Raw genomic sequence first — 17,359 nt, forward strand, 5'->3', positions numbered from 1 at the left:
TCATGACGATCGGTGATGAGCGGGACAGTGGAACGGCCCAGGCCTGGGCGGCCCTTGGCGGCGCACCGGAGCTCGTGGAGCGGGTGCGGTACACCGGGGTCGGTGATCTCGGGGAAGGGCCGCTGCCGGTAGGGGAATTGGCGCGGGCAACCGTCGGAGTGTGCGGGCTGGCCGCGGCGGAGCTGGCCGCAGTGCGGGACGGGGGCGCGTCGGGGGACGCCCTTCGCCTCGTCGTGGACGAAGGCGCCGTGGCGACGGCGTTCGTCAGCGAACGGCATCTGCGGGTCGAGGGCCGGGTGCCCGTCACCTTCGCCCCGCTGTCCGGTTTCTGGCAGGCGGCGGACGGCTGGGTCCGCACGCACGCCAACTACCCGCATCACGAAGCCGCGTTGGTACGGGCGCTCCGGCTGCCGTCCTCGACACCGGAGGCGCTGCGCGCCGCGGTGGCGGGGCGGGCGGCCGTCGAGGTGCAGGAGCTCGTGTACGCGCGGGGCGGGCTGGCCGTCGCCGTCGCCCGGGAGTACGGGGAGCCGCAGCCGCTGGTCGAGGCCGTACGGGAAACCGGGGTACGGGGACGGGCGCTCGGGCGGGCCCCGGAGGGCCGGCCTGCGGCCGGGGTGCGGGTGCTGGACCTGACCCGGGTCATCGCCGGGCCCGTCGCGACGCGGACGCTCGGGGTGCTGGGGGCGGACGTCCTGCGGATCGACCCGCCGGGGCTGCCGGAGGCGGACGACGCGTACGCGGACACCGGGTTCGGGAAGCGGTCGGCGCGGCTGGACCTCGGGCGGGCGCACGACCGGGCGGTCTTCGAGGGGCTGCTGGCCGAAGCCGACGTGGTGGTGACGGGGTACCGGCCGGGGGCGCTGGAACGCCACGGGCTCGGCGCGCGGGAGCTGCTGGAGCGCAGGCCCGGGCTGGTGGTGGCCGAGCTGTGCGCGTGGGGGTGGCGGGGGCCGTGGGCGGGGCGGCGGGGGTTCGACTCGCTGGTGCAGGCGGGGTACGGGATCGCCGCGCGGTGCGGGGTGGACGGTGTGCCGGGGGTGCTGCCGGCGCAGGCGCTGGACCACGGGACGGGGTATCTCGTGGCGGCCGGTGTGCTGAGGGCGCTGGCGGAGGGGGGTGGGCGGGGGCTGCGGTTCTCGCTGGCGGGGACGGGGTCGTGGCTGGTGCGGGGGTTGGCCGGCGGGGGGTCGGGCTCCGGTGGGGGGTCGGAGTCCGGCGGTGGGCCGGCGGCCGGCGGGGGGCTGGGCGGGGGGTATGCGGCGGGGCCGTGGCTGAGGGAGACGGGGTCGGGGTACGGGGTGCTGCGGTACGCCGCCAGTCCCTTCGGGGAGTGGGGGGTGGGGCCGTCGCGGTGGGGGGCGGACCGGGCCGTCTGGCTCCCGCGGTAGGGGGCGGGTGCGGCGCCGTTGCCGGGGGCGCTGCCCCCGGACCCCCGCGCCTCAAACGCCGGCGGGGCTGAAGGATCGCCTCAAACGCCGGCGGGGCTGGATTTCAGGGGCTTGGCCATGCAGCGGCTGGAGGCGTGGAAGCGGTAGTGGCCGAATTTGGGGGACGGGGTGTAGCCGGAGGAGAGGTAGAGGGCTATCGCCTCCGGCTGCTGGTCGCCCGTTTCCAGGACCATCCGCAGGCGGCCCGCCGCGCGGGCGTCCTCCTCCAGGACCGCCAGGATCCGGCGGGCCAGGCCCAGGCCGCGGGCATCCGGGACGACGTACATGCGCTTGAGTTCGGCGTCGCCGTCCGAGTAGCCCTCGTCGTTCTCGTCCTGGCTGCGCCAGCCGCCGCTCGCCACCGGGGTGTCCGTGGCGTCGTACGCCAGGAGGTACAGGCCGTGCGGTGCGGCGAACATCGCCGGGTCCAGGAAGGTGACGTCGCCCTCACCGTCGTACCGCTCCTGGTACTCGAGCTGGACCTGGTCGTTGAGTTTGACCGCGTCCGGGTGGTCGTACGGCACGGTGCGGAGCTGGATCCGGTGAGACATCTGAATATCGTACGGAACGGAACCATCCGCCCGTGAGACGGAAAAGCCGGGGGAGGTCACCCCCGAGTAGGCTGCTCCCGTTTTGTGCGATGTGGGAGGCAAGTTTTGATCACTGTGACGTCCGTGAATGTGAACGGGATCCGCGCTGCCGCCAAGAAGGGCTTCGGGGCGTGGCTCCAGGGTTCCGACGCCGATGTGGTCTGCCTCCAGGAGGTACGGGCCGAGGAAGGGCAGATTCCGGAGGAGGTCCGGACTCCCGAGGGCTGGCACACCGTCTTCGCGCCGGCCGCGGCCAAGGGGCGGGCCGGGGTCGCGCTCTACACGCGCCGCGCGCCCGAGCGGGTGCAGGTCGGGTTCGGCAGTGAGGAATTCGACACCGCCGGGCGGTATCTGGAGATCGATCTCCCCGGTGTGACCGTGGCCAGCCTCTACCTGCCCTCGGGCGAGGCCGGGACGGAGAAGCAGGACGAGAAGTACCGGTTCATGGCGGAGTTCCTGCCGTACCTGGCGGCGCTGAAGGTGCGGGCCGCCGCCGACGGCCGCGAGGTCGTGGTGTGCGGTGACTGGAACATCTGCCACCAGGAGGCCGACCTCAAGAACTGGAAGACGAACCGGAAGAACGCGGGCTTCCTCCCCGAGGAGCGCGAGTGGCTCGGGAAGGTGTACGCGGACGCCGGGTACGTGGACGTGGTGCGGGAGCTGCACCCCGACACGGAGGGGCCGTACTCCTGGTGGTCCTACCGGGGGCGGGCCTTCGACAACGACGCCGGCTGGCGCATCGACCTCCAGGTGGCGACCCCCGGGCTGGCCGGCAGGGCCGTGAAGGCGTTCGTGGAGCGGGCCGAGACGCACCCCGAGCGCTGGTCCGACCACGCGCCCGTGACCGTCGTCTACGAGCTGGGTGCGCTGGGTTCCTGACGGGCAGGACCGGCAGGACCGGCGGAACCGGCGGCGGAGGCCAGGAGGCGGTCCATCGCCATCGTCAGCTCGGCCTCGACCACGCTCTTGGCCAGCGGGCGCAGCCGGGTGAGCGCGTCCTGTGCGATGTGGGTCGATATGAGCTCGGTGAACAGCAGGGCCATCGCGTCCGCGTGCTCGCGGACGCGGCGGCCGGTCTCCAGGACCGCCGCCAGCGGCACGCCCTCGCGGACCAGGGCCGAGGAGACGTCCAGCAGGCGCCGGCTGACGTGCACGATCGCGTCGCCGTCGACGGCGACGTAGCCGAGGTCCAGGGAGGCCGCCAGGTTCTCCGGGGTGACCTCGCCCTCGAAGTAGTCGGCCAGGGCCTCCGGGGTGAGCCGCACCGGGGTCTCCTCCGACCAGCCGATGCCGAGCAGCTCGCCGAGCTGGCCGACGTCGCGGCCGTTCTCGAAGGCGGCGGTCAGCTCGGCGATGCCGCCGAGGGTGTGGCCGCGCTCCAGCAGGGCGGCGATGGTGCGCAGCCGGGCCAGGTGGTGGTCGTCGTACCAGGCGATCCGCCCCTCGCGGCGGGGCGGTGCGAGCAGTTTGCGCTCGCGGTAGAAGCGCAGGGTGCGGACCGGGATGCCGGCCGCCCGGGCCAGTTCCTCCGTGCGGTACTCGCGCACCGTCTTCGCTTGCGTCTCGTCCTTCGCCACAGTCGCACCTTATGGCGTACCGGCAGTAACTTTCCGGGTCCGACCCCTACCCATGAGTACGGGGCTGCTCTACCCTCCCGATTGTGCCAGTGATTGCTGGCAGTGTTTCGATGGTGTGGTGCGTTGCGGCGTTGCGTGGCTGGAACTGCGGATGAGCGGAAGGCGGCGGGCATGGGCGGCAAGGGCGGGCGCGAGGGGCGCGAGCACGTACGAGTGGCGGTGATCGGCTCCGGATTCGGCGGACTCGGGGCCGCCGTGCGGCTGCGGCGCGAGGGGATCACGGACTTCGTCGTCCTGGAGCGCGCCGACTCGGTCGGCGGAACCTGGCGGGACAACAGCTATCCGGGATGTGCCTGCGACGTTCCGTCGCACCTGTACTCCTTCTCCTTCGCGCCGAATCCGGACTGGCCGCGGACCTTCTCCGGGCAGCCCGCCATCCGGGCGTACCTGGAGCACGTCGCGGACACCTTCGGGCTGCGCCGGCACATCCGGCTCGACTCCGAGGTCCTGATGATGCGCTGGGACGCGGACGAGCTGCGCTGGGAGATCGAGACCGCACAGGGCGAGCTGACCGCCGACGTGGTGGTCTCGGCGACCGGTCCGCTGTCCGAGCCGAAGCTGCCGGAGGTGCCGGGGCTCCCCGGATTCCCCGGCAAGGTCTTCCACTCCGCGCGCTGGGACCACGACTACGACCTGGGCGGCAAGCGCGTCGCCATGATCGGTACGGGGGCCTCCGCGATCCAGATCGTGCCGGCCATCGCCCCCGACGTGGAGCGCCTGACGCTCTTCCAGCGGACCCCGCCGTGGGTGATGCCGCGCACCGACCGGGCGATCTCCGCGGTGGAGCGCTGGCTGCACCGGCAGCTGCCCTTCACCCGCGCCGCGCGCCGGGGACTGCTGTGGGGCATCCGGGAGCTCCAGGTCAGTGCTTTCACCAAGCGGCCTAACCAGCTCGGACTCGTCGAGGCGCTCGCGAAGGCCAACATGGCCCGGTCGATCAAGGACCCGGAGCTGCGCGCCAAGCTGACGCCGTCCTACCGGATCGGCTGCAAGCGGATCCTGCTCTCCAGCGAGTACTACCCGGCGCTGGCGCGGACGAATGTGGACCTGGTGGCCTCCGGGCTGAAGGAGGTCCGGGGCTCGGTCCTGGTCGCGGCCGACGGGACCGAGACCGAGGTCGACGCGATCATCTTCGGTACCGGCTTCCACGTCACGGACATGCCGATCGCCGACCGGGTGGTGGGGGCGGAGGGCAAGACCCTCGCGGACGAGTGGAAGGACGGGATGCAGTCGCTGCGCGGGGCGACCGCGGCCGGCTTCCCCAACTGGATGACGATCATCGGCCCGAACACCGGGCTCGGGAACAGCTCGATGATCCTGATGATCGAGTCGCAGCTCAACTACATGGCCGACTACCTGCGGCAGCTGGGCATGCTGGGCGGGAAGGCCGCGCTCGCCGCCCGCCCCTCCGCCGTGAACAAGTGGAACCGGCAGGTGCAGGCCCGGATGGAGCGGACGGTGTGGAACACCGGCGGCTGTACCAGCTGGTACCTGGACGCGCAGGGCCGCAACACGACGGTCTGGCCGGGTACGACGGGTGAGTTCCGGAAGGAGACCCGGACGGTCGACCTTGCCGAGTACGAGGTCGTACGGGTGGGGGAGCGCGAGCGGGTCCCCGTCACGGTGGGGGCGGGTGCGGCGGCGTTGCCGGGGGCGCTGTCCCCGGACCCCCGCGCCTCACACGCCGGCGGGGCTGAAGGGTCGAACGCCGACGGGGCTGCGGAGGGTGTCGCGTGAGCCGGTTGACGCACGTCGTCTCCGGGCCCTACGCCCCGCCCGCCGCGCGGCGCGAGCTCGTCGCCGTGTCCGCCGACGGAGCCCGTCTGCACGTCGAGGTGCACGGGGACGAGGGGGCGCCGGCCGTGGTGCTGGCGCACGGATGGACCTGTTCCACCGCGTTCTGGGCCGCTCAGATACGGGCGCTGGCCGCCACCCACCGGGTCATCGCCTACGACCAGCGCGGCCACGGGCGCAGCCCCGTCGGCCGGGCGCACAGCACCACCGCCCTCGCCGACGACCTGGTGGCCGTCCTCAAGGCCACCCTCGCCCCCGCGGAGCGGGCGGTCGTCGCCGGGCACTCCATGGGCGGCATGACGATCATGGCGGCCGCGGGCCGGCCGGAGTTCGCCGAGCACGCCGCCGCCGCGCTGCTGTGCAGCACCGGCAGCGCCCGGCTGGTCGCGCAGGCGCAGGTCCTGCCGGTGCGCGCCGGACGCGCCCGGACCCGTGTCACCGGCGCGGTCCTCGGGTCCCGCGCCCCGCTCGGGCCGGTCACGCCCGTCGCCCGCAAGATCCTGAAGTACGCCACCATGGGCCCCGGCTCCGCGCCCGACAAGGTCGAGGCGTGCGCCCGTATCGTCCACGCCTGCCCCACCGCGGTGCGCCACGCGTGGTCCCGGGTGCTGGCGGGACTGGACCTCGACGCCGAGGTGGCCCGGCTCGCCGTGCCCACGGCCGTCATCGGCGGCACCGCCGACCGGCTCACCCCGATCGTGCACGCCCGGGGGCTCGCCGCCGCGCTGCCGAACTGCGTCGGCCTCACCGAGCTCACCGGCATGGGTCACATGACCCCGGTCGAGGCGCCCGAGGCCGTCACCCGTGCCGTGCGCGAGCTGACCGCGCTGTATCTCGACACCGCCGAGAAGGAGAAGACGCCGTGAGTGCTCGCAGGAGTCTGGAAGGCCAGGTCGCCGTCGTCACCGGCGCCGCCCGCGGGGTGGGCGAGCTGCTCGCCCGCAAGCTCTCGGCCCGCGGCGCGAAGATCGCCCTCGTCGGCCTGGAGCCGGAGGCCCTCAAGGAGGTCTCCGAGCGGCTGCACACCGACAGCGACCACTGGTACGCCGACGTCACCGACCACGAGGCCATGGCCCGCGTCGCGCAGGAGGTCAAGCAGCGCTTCGGCAAGGTCGACATCGTCGTCGCCAACGCGGGCGTGGCGGCGGGCGGGCCGTTCGTCGACTCGGACCCCGAGGCCTGGCGCCGGGTGATCGAGGTCAACCTCATCGGCGGGGCCGTCACCGCCCGCGCCTTCCTGCCCGTACTGATGGAGAGCCGCGGCTACTTCCTCCAGATCGCCTCGCTCGCCGCGATCACCCCGGCGCCGATGATGACCGCCTACTGCGCTTCCAAGTCCGGCGTCGAGGCGTTCGCCCACTGCCTGCGCGCCGAGGTCGGCTACAAGGGCGTCAAGGTCGGCGTCGGCTACCTCTCCTGGACCGACACCGACATGGTGCGCGGCGCCGACCAGGACGAGGTCATGAGGGAGTTGCGCAGCCGGCTGCCGTGGCCGGCGAACCGCACGTACCCGCTCGGTCCTGCCGTCGACCGGATCGTCGCGGGCATCGAGCGGCGCTCGGCGCACGTGTACGCGCAGTGGTGGCTGCGCGGGATGCAGGGCACGCGCGGGTACCTGCCCGGGCTCATCGCGACGGTCGGGCAGCGCGAGATGAAGCGCTTCGAGCCGCGACTGGCCGGTGTTTCCAAGGGGCTTGTCGGGCTCGGCGGGGCCGCCGACGAGAAGGAGCGCACGCAGAGTAACTGATCGAAATGCGTCCTTTGTCCGCCCGTGCAAGTCTGGTCGAGGCCCAACCACCGACACCCTCATGGAGGGAACAGCATGGGTATCAAGGACCAGTTCCAGGACAAGGCCGGCGAGCTCAGGGACCGGGCGCAGAGGGCTGCGCAGGGCGCGAAGGACGAAGCGCCCCAGCGCACCGCCCCGCAGAAGGGCAAGAAGCCCCAGAGCCCGCAGCGGCCGGACACGGCGCGCCAGCCGAGCCCGCAGCAGCCGGAGACGGCGCGCCAGTCGTGGGATGACGTCGACGACAGCTTCTAGCAGCCGCCCGAGCTGCTCCGAGGGGCGCGATCCGTTCCGTACGGATCGCGCCCCTCGCGCGTGCCTCGCGCCACCTCGCGCGTGCCTCGCGCCACCCGGGCCGCTGCGCCACCCGGGCCGCTGCGCCAAGCGCTACGGGCCCGGGTGGCGCTGCGGCCGCGCCACCCGCGCTACGGCCTCGGCGGCAGCTTCGGACGGCGCCGGTCCGGCACGTCCGTGTAGCCGGGCGGCTGCAGGGCCGGGTCCTGTTCCAGCAGTTCCAGCGCCAGGTGCACGGCGTCGTCGAGCTGCGCGTGCCGTCCCTCCGCCCAGTCGAGCGGGGTGCGCTGGATCTCCAGGTCCGGTTCCACGCCGTGGTTCTCCACGGACCAGCCGTACTCCGGGAACCATGCGGCGTTCATCGGCACCGTGATCACCGTGCCGTCGCCGAGGGTGTGCCGGCCGGTCATGCCGACCACCCCGCCCCAGGTGCGCAGGCCCACCACCGGTCCCAGCCCCAGGAGTTTGAAGGCCGCGGTGATCATGTCCCCGTCCGAGGAGGTCGCCTCGTCGGCCAGCGCCACGATCGGACCGCGGGGCGCGTTGGAGGCGTAACTGACCGGCTGGGCGTTGCGCGTCAGGTCCCAGCCGAGGATGGAGCGGGTCAGCTTCTCCACCACCAGCTCGCTGATGTGGCCGCCCGCGTTGCCGCGCACGTCCACGATCAGCGCGGGCCGGGACATCTCCATCCGCAGGTCGCGGTTGAACTGCGCCCAGCCCGAGCCGCCCATGTCGGGGATGTGGAGGTAGCCGCACCGGCCGCCGCTGATCTCCCGGACCGCCTCGCGCCGCTTGGACACCCAGTCCTGGTAGCGCAGCGGCCGCTCGTCGATCAGCGGCACGATGGCGACCCGGCGGGAGCGGCCCTCGCCCTCCGCGGGCTGGAAGGTCAGCTCCACCGTGGTCCCGCCCGCCGCCGACAGCAGCGGGTAGGGGCCGGTCACCGGGTCGACCGGCCGCCCGTCGACATGGGTGAGCACCGCGCCCTCCCGGATGCCGATGCCCGCCAGCGGGGAGCGTGCCTTGGAGTCCGAGGAGTCGCCGGGCAGGATCCGGCTGACGACCCATTCCCCGTCCCGGGGGAAGAGGTTGGCACCGAGCAGGCCGATCGCGCGCTGGTAGTGCGGGGGGCCTTCGTTGCGGCGCGCGGGGGAGACGTAGGCGTGCGAGGTGCCGAGTTCGCCGAGGACCTCGCGCAGCAGGTCGGCGAACTCGTCGGGGGAGGCGACCCGTTCGACCAGGGGCCGGTACTGGCGCAGCACCCCGTCCCAGTCGATGCCGCACATCTTCGGCTCCCAGAAGTACGCGCGGATGATCCGCCCGGCCTCCTCGAAGGCCTGGCGCCACTCGGCCGCCGGGTCCACCTCGTGCAGGATGCGCCGCAGGTCCAGGTAGACGGTCGAATCGCTGTCGCCCGACTCGGTCGCCGGGACGGCGCGCAGGTCGCCGTCGTCGTTGATGACGAGCCGGGTGCCGTCGCCGCTGAGCGCGAACCAGTCCAGCCCGGAGGCCAGTTCGGTCTTGCGGGCCTTGGTGAGGTCGAAGTGCTCCAGCGTCGGCTTGCCGCTGATGTCGTTCGGGTTGGCGAATGTCTCGCCGAGCGCGCCCGAGATCGGCCAGCGCAGCCACACGAGCCCGCCGCCGTGCACCGGGTACAGGGCCGAGTACTTGGAGGCGGTCACCGGGAAGGGGGTGACCCGGCTCTCCAGCCCCTCCACCTCCACCGTCACGGCGCCGTCGCCGTCGCCCGAGTCCCCTTCCACCGGATCGAGTCCGCCCGCCGCGGGGCGTCCCTCGGCGGACAGCGCGAAGGGGGAGTGGGTCGCGGAGGACAGCGGCACCAGGTACGGGCGGCAGCCCAGCGGGAAGGACAGGTCGCCGGTGTGCACGTCGTAGACCGGGTCGAAACCGCGCCACGACAGGAAGGCCAGGTAGCGCCCGTCCCGGGTGAAGACCGGACTCTCGTCCTCGAAGCGGCCGTTGGTGACGTCCACGATGGTCCGGGCTCCGGGGCCGGAGATCCGGGCCATCTTGATCTGTCGCAGTGACCGTCCGACGCCCGGGTGCGACCAGGTCAGCCAGGTTCCGTCGGGGGAGAAGGCCAGGTCGGTGACGGGTCCGTTGATGGACCGGATCAGCTCGCTGACCTCGCCGTTGGACTCCTCGGTGGCGTCGAGGAGCAGCAGCCGTCCGTCGTTGGAGGCGATGGCGAGCCGCTCCCCCTCCGGGTCCGAGAGCAGTTCGGTCACGCGCCCCAGCTGGCCCGAGGCCAGCCGGCGCGGCCGGCGTTCCCCGGAGGCCCGCGGCAGGTAGGCGATCTCGATCGCGTCCTCGCCCTCGGCGTCGGTGACGTAGGCGACCTGCCCGCCGCTGCCGAGCATCTCCGGCAGCCGCACCCGCACGCCGGGGGTGTCGGCGATGGTCCGGGCCGGGCCGTCGCGGTGGGTCAGCCAGTACAGGCTGCCGCGCACCACGACCGCGCTGGCCCGCCCGGTGGCGTCCACGGAGAGCGAGTCGACGTGGCTCGCGGCCGGCACCTGGTACGTACGCCGGCCCGCGCGCGGCCCCCCGAGCCGGACCTTGAGTTTGCGGGGGACGGCGCCGGGGTCCAGGGACTCGACGAGCCAGAGGTCCCCCGCGCACTGGTAGACGACGCGGGAGCCGTCGCTGGAGGCGTGCCGGGCGTAGAACTCGTCGTGGTCGGTGTGGCGGCGCAGGTCGGTGCCGTCGGGCAGGCAGGAGTACAGGTTGCCGATGCCCTCGTGGTCGGAGAGGAAGGCGATCCTCCCGCCCACGAACATCGGTGCGTCGAGGTGCCCCTCGATGTCCTCCAGCAGCTGCTTGCCGTGCAGGAACAGCCGGCCGGTGGCGCCGCCGCGGTAGCGCTTCCAGGCCGCGGGCTCGTGCGGGGGCTTGCCGGTGAGCAGCAGGGTGCGCCGCTCGCCGCCGTCCTCGGCGTGCACCTGGATGTCGGAGACCGGCCCCCAGGGCAGGCGGCCGCCGGGGCTGCCGTCGGTGGGAAGGCTGTAGGCCCAGGCGAAGTAGGAGAACGGCTGGCCGTGCGAGGAGACGGCCAGGATGTCGCTGCGGCCGTCCTCGTCGGGCGGGGTCCAGCCGCAGACGCGGGTGTCGGTGGCGCCCCAGTAGCTCAGCCGGCGGGCGGGGCCGCCGTCGACGGGGACGAGGTGGATCTCGGGGTCGAGGCTGCGCCAGGTGGTGAAGGCGATCTGCTTGCCGTCGGGGGAGAAGCGCGGGTGGCTGACCCGGGTGCGGTCGACGGTGACCCGCCAGGCCCGTCCGGGGGTTCGGTCGTCGGGGACCAGCGGGGCGACCCAGAGGTCGTCCTCGGTGGCGAAGCACAGAAGGTCGTCGTGCAGGTGCGGGAACCGGAGGTACGCGACGTCGTGACTCACCCCCCAATGCTTTCCGTGCCGGGGGGCCCTGGCAACTCGTACAGGTGATCCATGCCACGCTCTCAAGCGAAACGGAACGGTTTCGTTTCGTTGAGGGCCGGGGTATGGTGAGGGTGTACGGAACGCTTTCGTTTCGATAAAAACGCGTAAGGGCGGGAGGCACGGACATGACCGAGGCGATGGCGGCCCGGCGCAGCCGGATCACGCCCGAACGTCAGGCCGAACTGCACGAGGCGGTCCTCGACCTCCTGCGTGACGTCGGCTACGAGGCGCTGACCATGGACGCGGTCGCCGCCCGTACGAAGTCCAGCAAGGCCACCCTCTACCGCCAGTGGGGGAGCAAGCCGGAGCTGGTCGCCAAAGCCCTGCGATGTACGCAGCCCGTCTCGCTGCGGGAAATCGACACGGGCAGCCTGCGCGGCGACTTCGCGCGCATGGTGGAGCTCTCGGATGACGCGCAGATGGCCAAGGACACCGCACTGCTGCGGGGCCTGGCCCATGCGGTCCACGAGAGCCCGGAGCTCCACAAGGCCCTGCGGGACCTGCTCGTCGACCCGGAGATCACCGGCCTGCAGGTGATGCTGCAGCGCGCGGTGGACCGGGGCGAGATCACCCCGGGGTGCCCGGCCCTGGATTTCGTACCGCACATGCTCATCGGGGCGTTCATCGCGCTCCCGCTGATCGAGGACCGGTCGGTGGACCGGGCCTTCCTCGGTGACTTCATCGACGCCGTGGTCTTCCCCGCCCTCGGCGTCTGATCCTCCCCGTCCCCCTTCCCGGCATCCCCATGCCTCCTTGCTGCTCCTGACACGCCGCTCTCGTCGTCGGGCCGGCTCACCACGCCCTGATCCACCCGGATCCATCCCACGACCTGAACGGGAGCACCACCAACGTGGCTACCTTCCTCTATCGACTCGGCAGGGGCGCCTTCCGGCGCCGCGGGCTCGTCGCCCTCGCCTGGGTGGCGCTGCTGTTCGCCGCCGTCTTCGGCGCGGCCTCGGCGGGCGCCCCCACCTCCGGCTCGTTCTCGATACCCGGCACCGAGGCCCAGCGGGCCTTCGACCTGCTCGACAAGAAGTTCCCGGGAATGGCCGCCGACGGCGCCACCGCCCGCATCGTCATCAAGGCCCCCGAGGGCGTCAAGGTCACCGACCCCGGCCCCAAGGCCGAGGTCGAGAAGATCATCGCCGGGCTGAAGTCGGGACCGGGCGCGGAGCAGATCTCCTCCGTGGCCAACCCGTACGAGGTGCAGGCCGTGAGCCAGGACGGCTCCACCACCTACATCAGCGCCAAGTACACCGTCAGCGGCATGGAGCTGAAGGACGCCACCCGCGACGCGCTCAAGGGCTCCGGCAAGGACGCCACGGCGGCCGGCCTGAACGTCCAGATCGGCGGCGACGCGCTGATGGCGGCCCCCGAGACCGGCTCCGGTGAGATCATCGGCATCGCGGTCGCCGCGATCGTCCTCGTGATCACCTTCGGCTCGCTGATCGCGGCCGGTCTGCCGCTGCTGACCGCGCTGATCGGCGTGGGCATCGGCGTCTCCTCCATCACCGCGCTCGCCAACGTGCTGGACCTCGGCAACACCACCGCCACCCTCGCGACGATGATCGGCCTCGCGGTCGGCATCGACTACGCCCTCTTCATCGTCTCCCGCTACCGCGCGGAGCTCGCCGAGGGCCGTGAGCGCGACGAGGCCGCGGGCCGGGCCGCCGGAACCGCCGGCTCCGCCGTCGTCTTCGCCGGTCTGACCGTGGTCATCGCCCTCGTGGGCCTGGCCGTCGTCAACATCCCGATGCTGACCAAGATGGGCCTCGCGGCCGCGGGCACCGTGGTCATCGCCGTGCTCGTCGCGCTGACGCTGGTCCCGGCCATCCTCGGCTTCGCGGGCAAGAAGGTCCTGCCGGCGGGCGAGAAGAGCAAGCTGTTCGGCAAGGGCAAGCCCGCCTCCGAGAAGAAGGCCAACGGCGGCACCCGCTGGGCCCGCTTCGTCCTGCGCCGCCCGGTGATGGTGCTCCTGGTCGGTGTGATCGGCCTCGGCGTCATCGCCGTCCCGGCGAGCAAGCTGGAGATGGGCCTGCCGGACGACGGCGCCCAGCCGGTGTCCACCACCCAGCGCCAGGCGTACGACATGCTGTCCGACGGCTTCGGCCCCGGCTTCAACGGCCCGCTGATGGTGGTCGTGGACGGGGACAAGGCGCTCGCCGACTCCACCGTCGAGCGGATCAAGGGCCTGGAGGGCGTCGTCCACGTCACCCCGCCCACCCCCAACGAGGGCGGCGACGCCTCGGTCATCACCGTCATCCCGAAGGACCGCCCGTCCTCCACGCAGACGGAGGCCCTGGTCCACGAGATCCGCGACGGCAGCGGGGACAACGTCCTCGTCACCGGCGCCACCGCGATGAACATCGACTTCTCGCAGAAGATGAACGACGCGCTGCTGCCCTACCTCGCGCTCGTCGTCGGCCTGGCCTTCCTGCTGCTGATGCTGGTCTTCCGCTCGATCCTGGTCCCGCTCAAGGCGGCCCTCGGCTTCCTGCTCTCGGTCGTCGCCGCCCTCGGCGCGGTCGTCGCGGTCTTCCAGTGGGGCTGGCTCGGCTCGGTCTTCGGGGTGGAGCAGACCGGTCCGATCATGTCGATGATGCCGATCTTCATGGTGGGCGTCGTCTTCGGCCTGGCCATGGACTACGAGGTCTTCCTCGTCACCCGCATGCGTGAGGCGTACGTCCACGGCGAGCGCCCGGGCCAGGCGGTGGTGACCGGCTTCCAGTACAGCGCGCGGGTCGTCGTGGCCGCCGCCGTCATCATGATCGCCGTCTTCGCCGGCTTCATGGGCGCCAGCGACCAGATGGTCAAGATGATCGGCTTCGGTCTGGCCGTCGCCGTCTTCTTCGACGCCTTCGTGGTCCGCATGGCCATCGTCCCGGCGGTGCTCGCGCTGCTCGGGCACAAGGCCTGGTGGCTGCCCAAGTGGCTGGACCGGATGCTGCCGAACGTGGACGTGGAGGGCGAGAGCCTGCGCAAGCACCTGTCCGACTCCTCGGAGGGCCCGGACAAGGACCGCGAGCTGGTCAACGCCTGACCCGTCGTCCTTCCTGTCGCCCGTCCCGTACGGCCGACAGGTACGCCGACACGACGGCCCGGCCCCGTACCGCCTGATCACCAGGTGGTACGGGGCCGGGCCGTTCGCGTGTCTTGCGCCTAACGGGTGGCGGACGCGGCCGGGGCGTACGTGCGGCGCAGGAAGCGGCGCAGCGCGGCGATGTCGAACTGGACCACGGCGACCCCGTCGGGGGAGTGGAACTCGACGACCGCCTGCACGCGGCCGCAGGGCCAGACGCGAACGTCCCCGGTCCCCGTCGGGGCCTGGAGTCCGGCCTCCAGCAGGGCGCGTGGGAAGACCCACTCGTTGTCGGTGCCTTCGGGGGACAGGCCGGCGGGGAAGACGATCCGTACGGCCAGCGGCTCGGCGGGGGCGAAGCGGAGGGCGACGGGGATCGTCCGGTAGAGCGGGTCGTCCGTGATCACACGGGCGCGGACCCTCTCTTCGACGGCGGTCGCGGTCACTGCGGGATTCTCGGCGGTCGCTGACATCGACAAGACTCCTCGAAATCGGAACATATGCGTCCGTTTGTCCTCCAGCCTCGCACATTCCCACGAAAGCGCACGGTTCTATTTGTGATGCCGCCGCTCTTGCCAACGGTTTGCAACTGGGCACTATTCTTGAACGGTTAAAGACTGCGTAAGAAGCGGAGCCACTCCATGCATGTGCCCGACGGATTCATCAATGCACCCGTCTCGGTGGCCGCCGGAGTGGCGGCAGCCGCGGCGGTGGCCGTCAGCCTCCGAGGTGCCCGGCGCGAACTCGACGAGCGCACCGCGCCGCTCGCCGGCCTCGTGGCCGCCTTCATCTTCGCCGTCCAGATGCTGAACTTCCCGGTCGCCGCCGGTACCAGCGGGCACCTGCTGGGCGGGGCGCTCGCCGCGATACTCGTCGGCCCCTACACCGGCGTGCTGTGCGTGTCCGTCGTCCTGCTCATGCAGGGCATCCTCTTCGCCGACGGGGGGCTGACCGCCCTCGGCGTGAACATCACCGTCATGGGCGTCGTCACCGTCGTCGTCGCCTACGCGATCTTCCGCGGGCTGCTCTGGATCCTGCCGCCCACCCGCAGCTCCGTGACCGCGGCCGCCTTTGCCGGCGCCCTGCTCTCGGTGCCCGCATCCGCCGCCGCCTTCACCGCGCTCTACGCCGTCGGCGGCACCACCGACGTGCCCCTCGGCAAGGTGCTCACCGCCATGGTCGGCGTGCACGTGCTCATCGGCATCGGCGAAGCCGCCATCACCGCGGCCACCGTGGGCGCCGTGATCGCCGTACGGCCCGACCTGGTGCACGCGGCCCGCGGGCTGACGACGCCGCTGAAGCTGCGCGTCGACGGTGCCCTCGTGGATGCGCCGGCCGCCGCGCCCGCGGCCGCCACCGGTTCCACCGGTTCCACCGGTTCCACCAAGAAGGTGTGGGCGACCGGCCTGGTCACCGCCCTCGTCCTCGCCGGGTTCGTCTCCTTCTACGCCTCCGCGAGCCCCGACGGCCTGGAGAAGGTCGCCGCCGACAAGGGCTTCGACGAGAAGGTCGAGGACCACGCCGCCGCCGACTCCCCGCTCGCCGACTACAGCGTCAAGGACGTCGACGACGCCCGCCTGTCCGGCGGCCTCGCCGGGGTCATCGGCGTCGGTGTCACCGTCGCCGCCGGCACCGGGATCTTCTGGGCCGTGCGCCGCCGCCGCGGCGACGAGCCGACGGCCACCTCCACCTCCGGCTCCGCCTCGACCTCGACCTCGGCGCGCTGACATGGGGGCCGGCCACGCCCACAAGCTCTACCGCCACGGGCACTCGCCGGTCCACGACCTGCCCCCGCACTGCAAGCTCGCCGCGACCTTCGCCTTCGTCGTGGTCGTCGTGTCCACACCGCGCGAGGCGATGTGGGCCTTCGGCCTGTACGCGGCCTTGATCGCGGCGGCCGCGGCCGTGGCCCGGATCCCGGCCGGCTTCCTGCTGCGGCGGCTGCTGATCGAGGTCCCCTTCGTCGCCTTCGCCGTGCTCATGCCCTTCGTCGCCGAGGGCGAGCGGGTGGAGGTGCTCGGCATGTCGCTGAGCGTCTCCGGCCTGTGGGGCGCCTGGAACGTCCTCGCCAAGGGCACCCTGGGCGTCGCCGCATCCGTCCTGCTCGCCTCGACGACCGAACTGCGGGCCCTGCTGCTGGGCCTGCAGCGGCTGAAGCTGCCGCCGCTGCTCGTCCAGATCGCCTCCTTCATGATCCGCTACGGCGATGTGATCACCGACGAGCTGCGCCGGATGTCCATCGCCCGCCGCTCGCGCGGATTCGAGGCCCGGGGCATCCGGCAGTGGGGGGTGCTGGCGAAGACGGCGGGCGCCCTGTTCATCCGTTCCTACGAGCGCGGCGAGCGGGTCTACCTCGCGATGGTCAGCCGCGGCTACGCCGGATCCATGCCGGTGATCGACGACGTCGCGGCCACGCGCACCCAGTGGGCGTACGCCTCCGTACTCCCGGTGACGGCGCTCGCCGTCTGTCTGATGGGATGGACGCTGTGAACCTCTCCCCTTCCCTGGAAGTCTCCGGCCTCGCCTACGCCTACCCCGACGGCCACCAGGCCCTCTTCGGGGTGGACCTGACCGTCGGGCACGGCGAGCGGGTCGCCCTGCTCGGCCCCAACGGCGCCGGCAAGACCACGCTGGTGCTGCACCTCAACGGCATCCTCGCCGGCGGGGTCGGCTCGGTGACCGTGTCCGGGCTGCCGGTGGAGAAGCGCAACCTCGCCGAGATCCGGCGCCGGGTCGGGATCGTCTTCCAGGACCCCGACGACCAGCTGTTCATGCCGACCGTGCGGGAGGACGTGGCCTTCGGGCCGGCGGCGGCCGGCATGCGGGGAGCGGAGCTGGAGGAACGGGTCCGGGACGCCCTGGACCAGGTCGGGATGGCGGACTTCGCCGACCGGCCGCCGCACCACCTGTCCTTCGGGCAGCGCCGCCGCGTCGCGGTGGCGACCGTCCTCGCGATGCGGCCCGAGATCCTCGTCCTGGACGAGCCCTCGTCCAACCTGGACCCGGCCTCGCGCCGCGAGCTCGCGGACATCCTGCGCTCGCTCGACGTGACCGTGCTGATGGTGACGCACGACCTGCCGTACGCGCTGGAGCTGTGCCCGCGCTCGGTGATCCTCAGCGAGGGGGTCATCGCGGCCGACGGCCGCACGCAGGAGCTGCTGTGCGACGAGAAGCTGATGCGGGCCCACCGGCTGGAGCTCCCCTTCGGCTTCGACCCCCGCACGCCCCTTTTGACGCGCCCCTCGCACTGATCGGCGCCGGGGCGCCTCCCGGGCTCCGAGCCGCTGCGCCCGA

General features: G+C 72.4%; 15 protein-coding genes. 11 read left to right on the forward strand and 4 right to left on the reverse strand.

The window, feature by feature from the left end; genetic code table 11:
- Positions 1–2 precede the first annotated feature (2 nt).
- The gene (locus OG534_RS21685) at positions 3–1,391 is read left to right on the forward strand and encodes a CoA transferase (RefSeq protein ID WP_326589936.1); all 1,389 of its coding nucleotides are present in this window, start codon (positions 3–5) and stop codon (positions 1,389–1,391) included.
- A gap of 80 nt (positions 1,392–1,471) precedes the next feature.
- Here the strand turns inward: OG534_RS21685 and OG534_RS21690 are convergent, their stop codons facing one another.
- Complete coding sequence (locus tag OG534_RS21690; protein ID WP_326589937.1) at positions 1,472–1,981, reverse strand: GNAT family N-acetyltransferase; 510 nt, start codon at positions 1,979–1,981, stop codon at positions 1,472–1,474.
- A gap of 105 nt (positions 1,982–2,086) precedes the next feature.
- On the opposite strand from OG534_RS21690, the gene OG534_RS21695 reads away from it, so the two are divergent.
- Positions 2,087–2,899, forward strand: a complete 813-nt coding sequence (locus OG534_RS21695; RefSeq protein WP_326589938.1) for an exodeoxyribonuclease III — start codon at positions 2,087–2,089, stop codon at positions 2,897–2,899.
- Here the strand turns inward: OG534_RS21695 and OG534_RS21700 are convergent.
- Positions 2,872–3,597: a MerR family transcriptional regulator gene (locus tag OG534_RS21700; protein WP_326589940.1), complete on the reverse strand. Its 726-nt coding sequence runs from the start codon at positions 3,595–3,597 to the stop codon at positions 2,872–2,874. The genes OG534_RS21695 and OG534_RS21700 overlap by 28 nt on opposite strands.
- A 171-nt stretch (positions 3,598–3,768) precedes the next feature.
- Between OG534_RS21700 and OG534_RS21705 the strand changes: the two genes are divergently transcribed.
- The 4 genes from OG534_RS21705 to OG534_RS21720 all read left to right on the forward strand — a co-directional run bounded on the left by OG534_RS21705 (position 3,769) and on the right by OG534_RS21720 (position 7,492).
- Complete coding sequence (locus OG534_RS21705) at positions 3,769–5,394, forward strand: flavin-containing monooxygenase (RefSeq protein ID WP_326589942.1); 1,626 nt, start codon at positions 3,769–3,771, stop codon at positions 5,392–5,394.
- Positions 5,391–6,317, forward strand: a complete 927-nt coding sequence (locus tag OG534_RS21710) for an alpha/beta fold hydrolase (protein WP_326589944.1) — start codon at positions 5,391–5,393, stop codon at positions 6,315–6,317. Before OG534_RS21705 ends, OG534_RS21710 begins: the two co-directional genes overlap by 4 nt.
- Entirely contained in the window at positions 6,314–7,198 is an 885-nt protein-coding gene (locus OG534_RS21715; protein WP_326589945.1) for an SDR family oxidoreductase, read from the forward strand. The genes OG534_RS21710 and OG534_RS21715 overlap by 4 nt, the downstream gene beginning before the upstream one ends.
- Before the next feature lie 75 nt (positions 7,199–7,273).
- Positions 7,274–7,492 (forward strand): hypothetical protein, encoded by a 219-nt coding sequence (locus OG534_RS21720; protein ID WP_326589947.1) that lies wholly within the window; start codon positions 7,274–7,276, stop codon positions 7,490–7,492.
- Positions 7,493–7,662: 170 nt separating this feature from the next.
- Here OG534_RS21720 and OG534_RS21725 read toward each other — a convergent pair whose 3' ends face one another.
- Positions 7,663–10,944 (reverse strand): S41 family peptidase, encoded by a 3,282-nt coding sequence (locus tag OG534_RS21725; RefSeq protein ID WP_326589949.1) that lies wholly within the window; start codon positions 10,942–10,944, stop codon positions 7,663–7,665.
- Positions 10,945–11,111: 167 nt separating this feature from the next.
- Here OG534_RS21725 and OG534_RS21730 point away from each other — a divergent pair, with 167 nt between their 5' ends.
- Together OG534_RS21730 and OG534_RS21735 are read left to right on the forward strand one after the other, a co-directional pair.
- The gene (locus OG534_RS21730; RefSeq protein ID WP_326589950.1) at positions 11,112–11,702 is read left to right on the forward strand and encodes a TetR/AcrR family transcriptional regulator; all 591 of its coding nucleotides are present in this window, start codon (positions 11,112–11,114) and stop codon (positions 11,700–11,702) included.
- Between the two features lie 134 nt (positions 11,703–11,836).
- Positions 11,837–14,026 (forward strand): MMPL family transporter, encoded by a 2,190-nt coding sequence (locus tag OG534_RS21735; RefSeq protein ID WP_326589951.1) that lies wholly within the window; start codon positions 11,837–11,839, stop codon positions 14,024–14,026.
- A gap of 119 nt (positions 14,027–14,145) precedes the next feature.
- On the opposite strand, the gene OG534_RS21740 is transcribed toward OG534_RS21735, so the two are convergent.
- Positions 14,146–14,538, reverse strand: a complete 393-nt coding sequence (locus OG534_RS21740) for an SsgA family sporulation/cell division regulator (RefSeq protein WP_326589952.1) — start codon at positions 14,536–14,538, stop codon at positions 14,146–14,148.
- Positions 14,539–14,706: 168 nt separating this feature from the next.
- Here OG534_RS21740 and OG534_RS21745 point away from each other — a divergent pair, with 168 nt between their 5' ends.
- From OG534_RS21745 to OG534_RS21755, 3 genes are read left to right on the forward strand one after another with little or no spacing between them, the layout of a single operon-like run.
- A complete protein-coding gene (locus OG534_RS21745; protein WP_326589954.1) occupies positions 14,707–15,792 on the forward strand; it encodes an energy-coupling factor ABC transporter permease in 1,086 nt (361 codons plus the stop codon).
- A 1-nt stretch (position 15,793) separates the two neighbouring features.
- Complete coding sequence (cbiQ, locus tag OG534_RS21750) at positions 15,794–16,555, forward strand: cobalt ECF transporter T component CbiQ (protein WP_326589956.1); 762 nt, start codon at positions 15,794–15,796, stop codon at positions 16,553–16,555.
- Complete coding sequence (locus OG534_RS21755) at positions 16,543–17,316, forward strand: energy-coupling factor ABC transporter ATP-binding protein (RefSeq protein ID WP_326589957.1); 774 nt, start codon at positions 16,543–16,545, stop codon at positions 17,314–17,316. Before cbiQ ends, OG534_RS21755 begins: the two co-directional genes overlap by 13 nt.
- Positions 17,317–17,359 lie beyond the last annotated feature (43 nt).

It is taken from the genome of Streptomyces sp. NBC_01294, from assembly GCF_035917235.1.
Lineage (GTDB): Bacteria > Actinomycetota > Actinomycetes > Streptomycetales > Streptomycetaceae > Streptomyces > Streptomyces caledonius.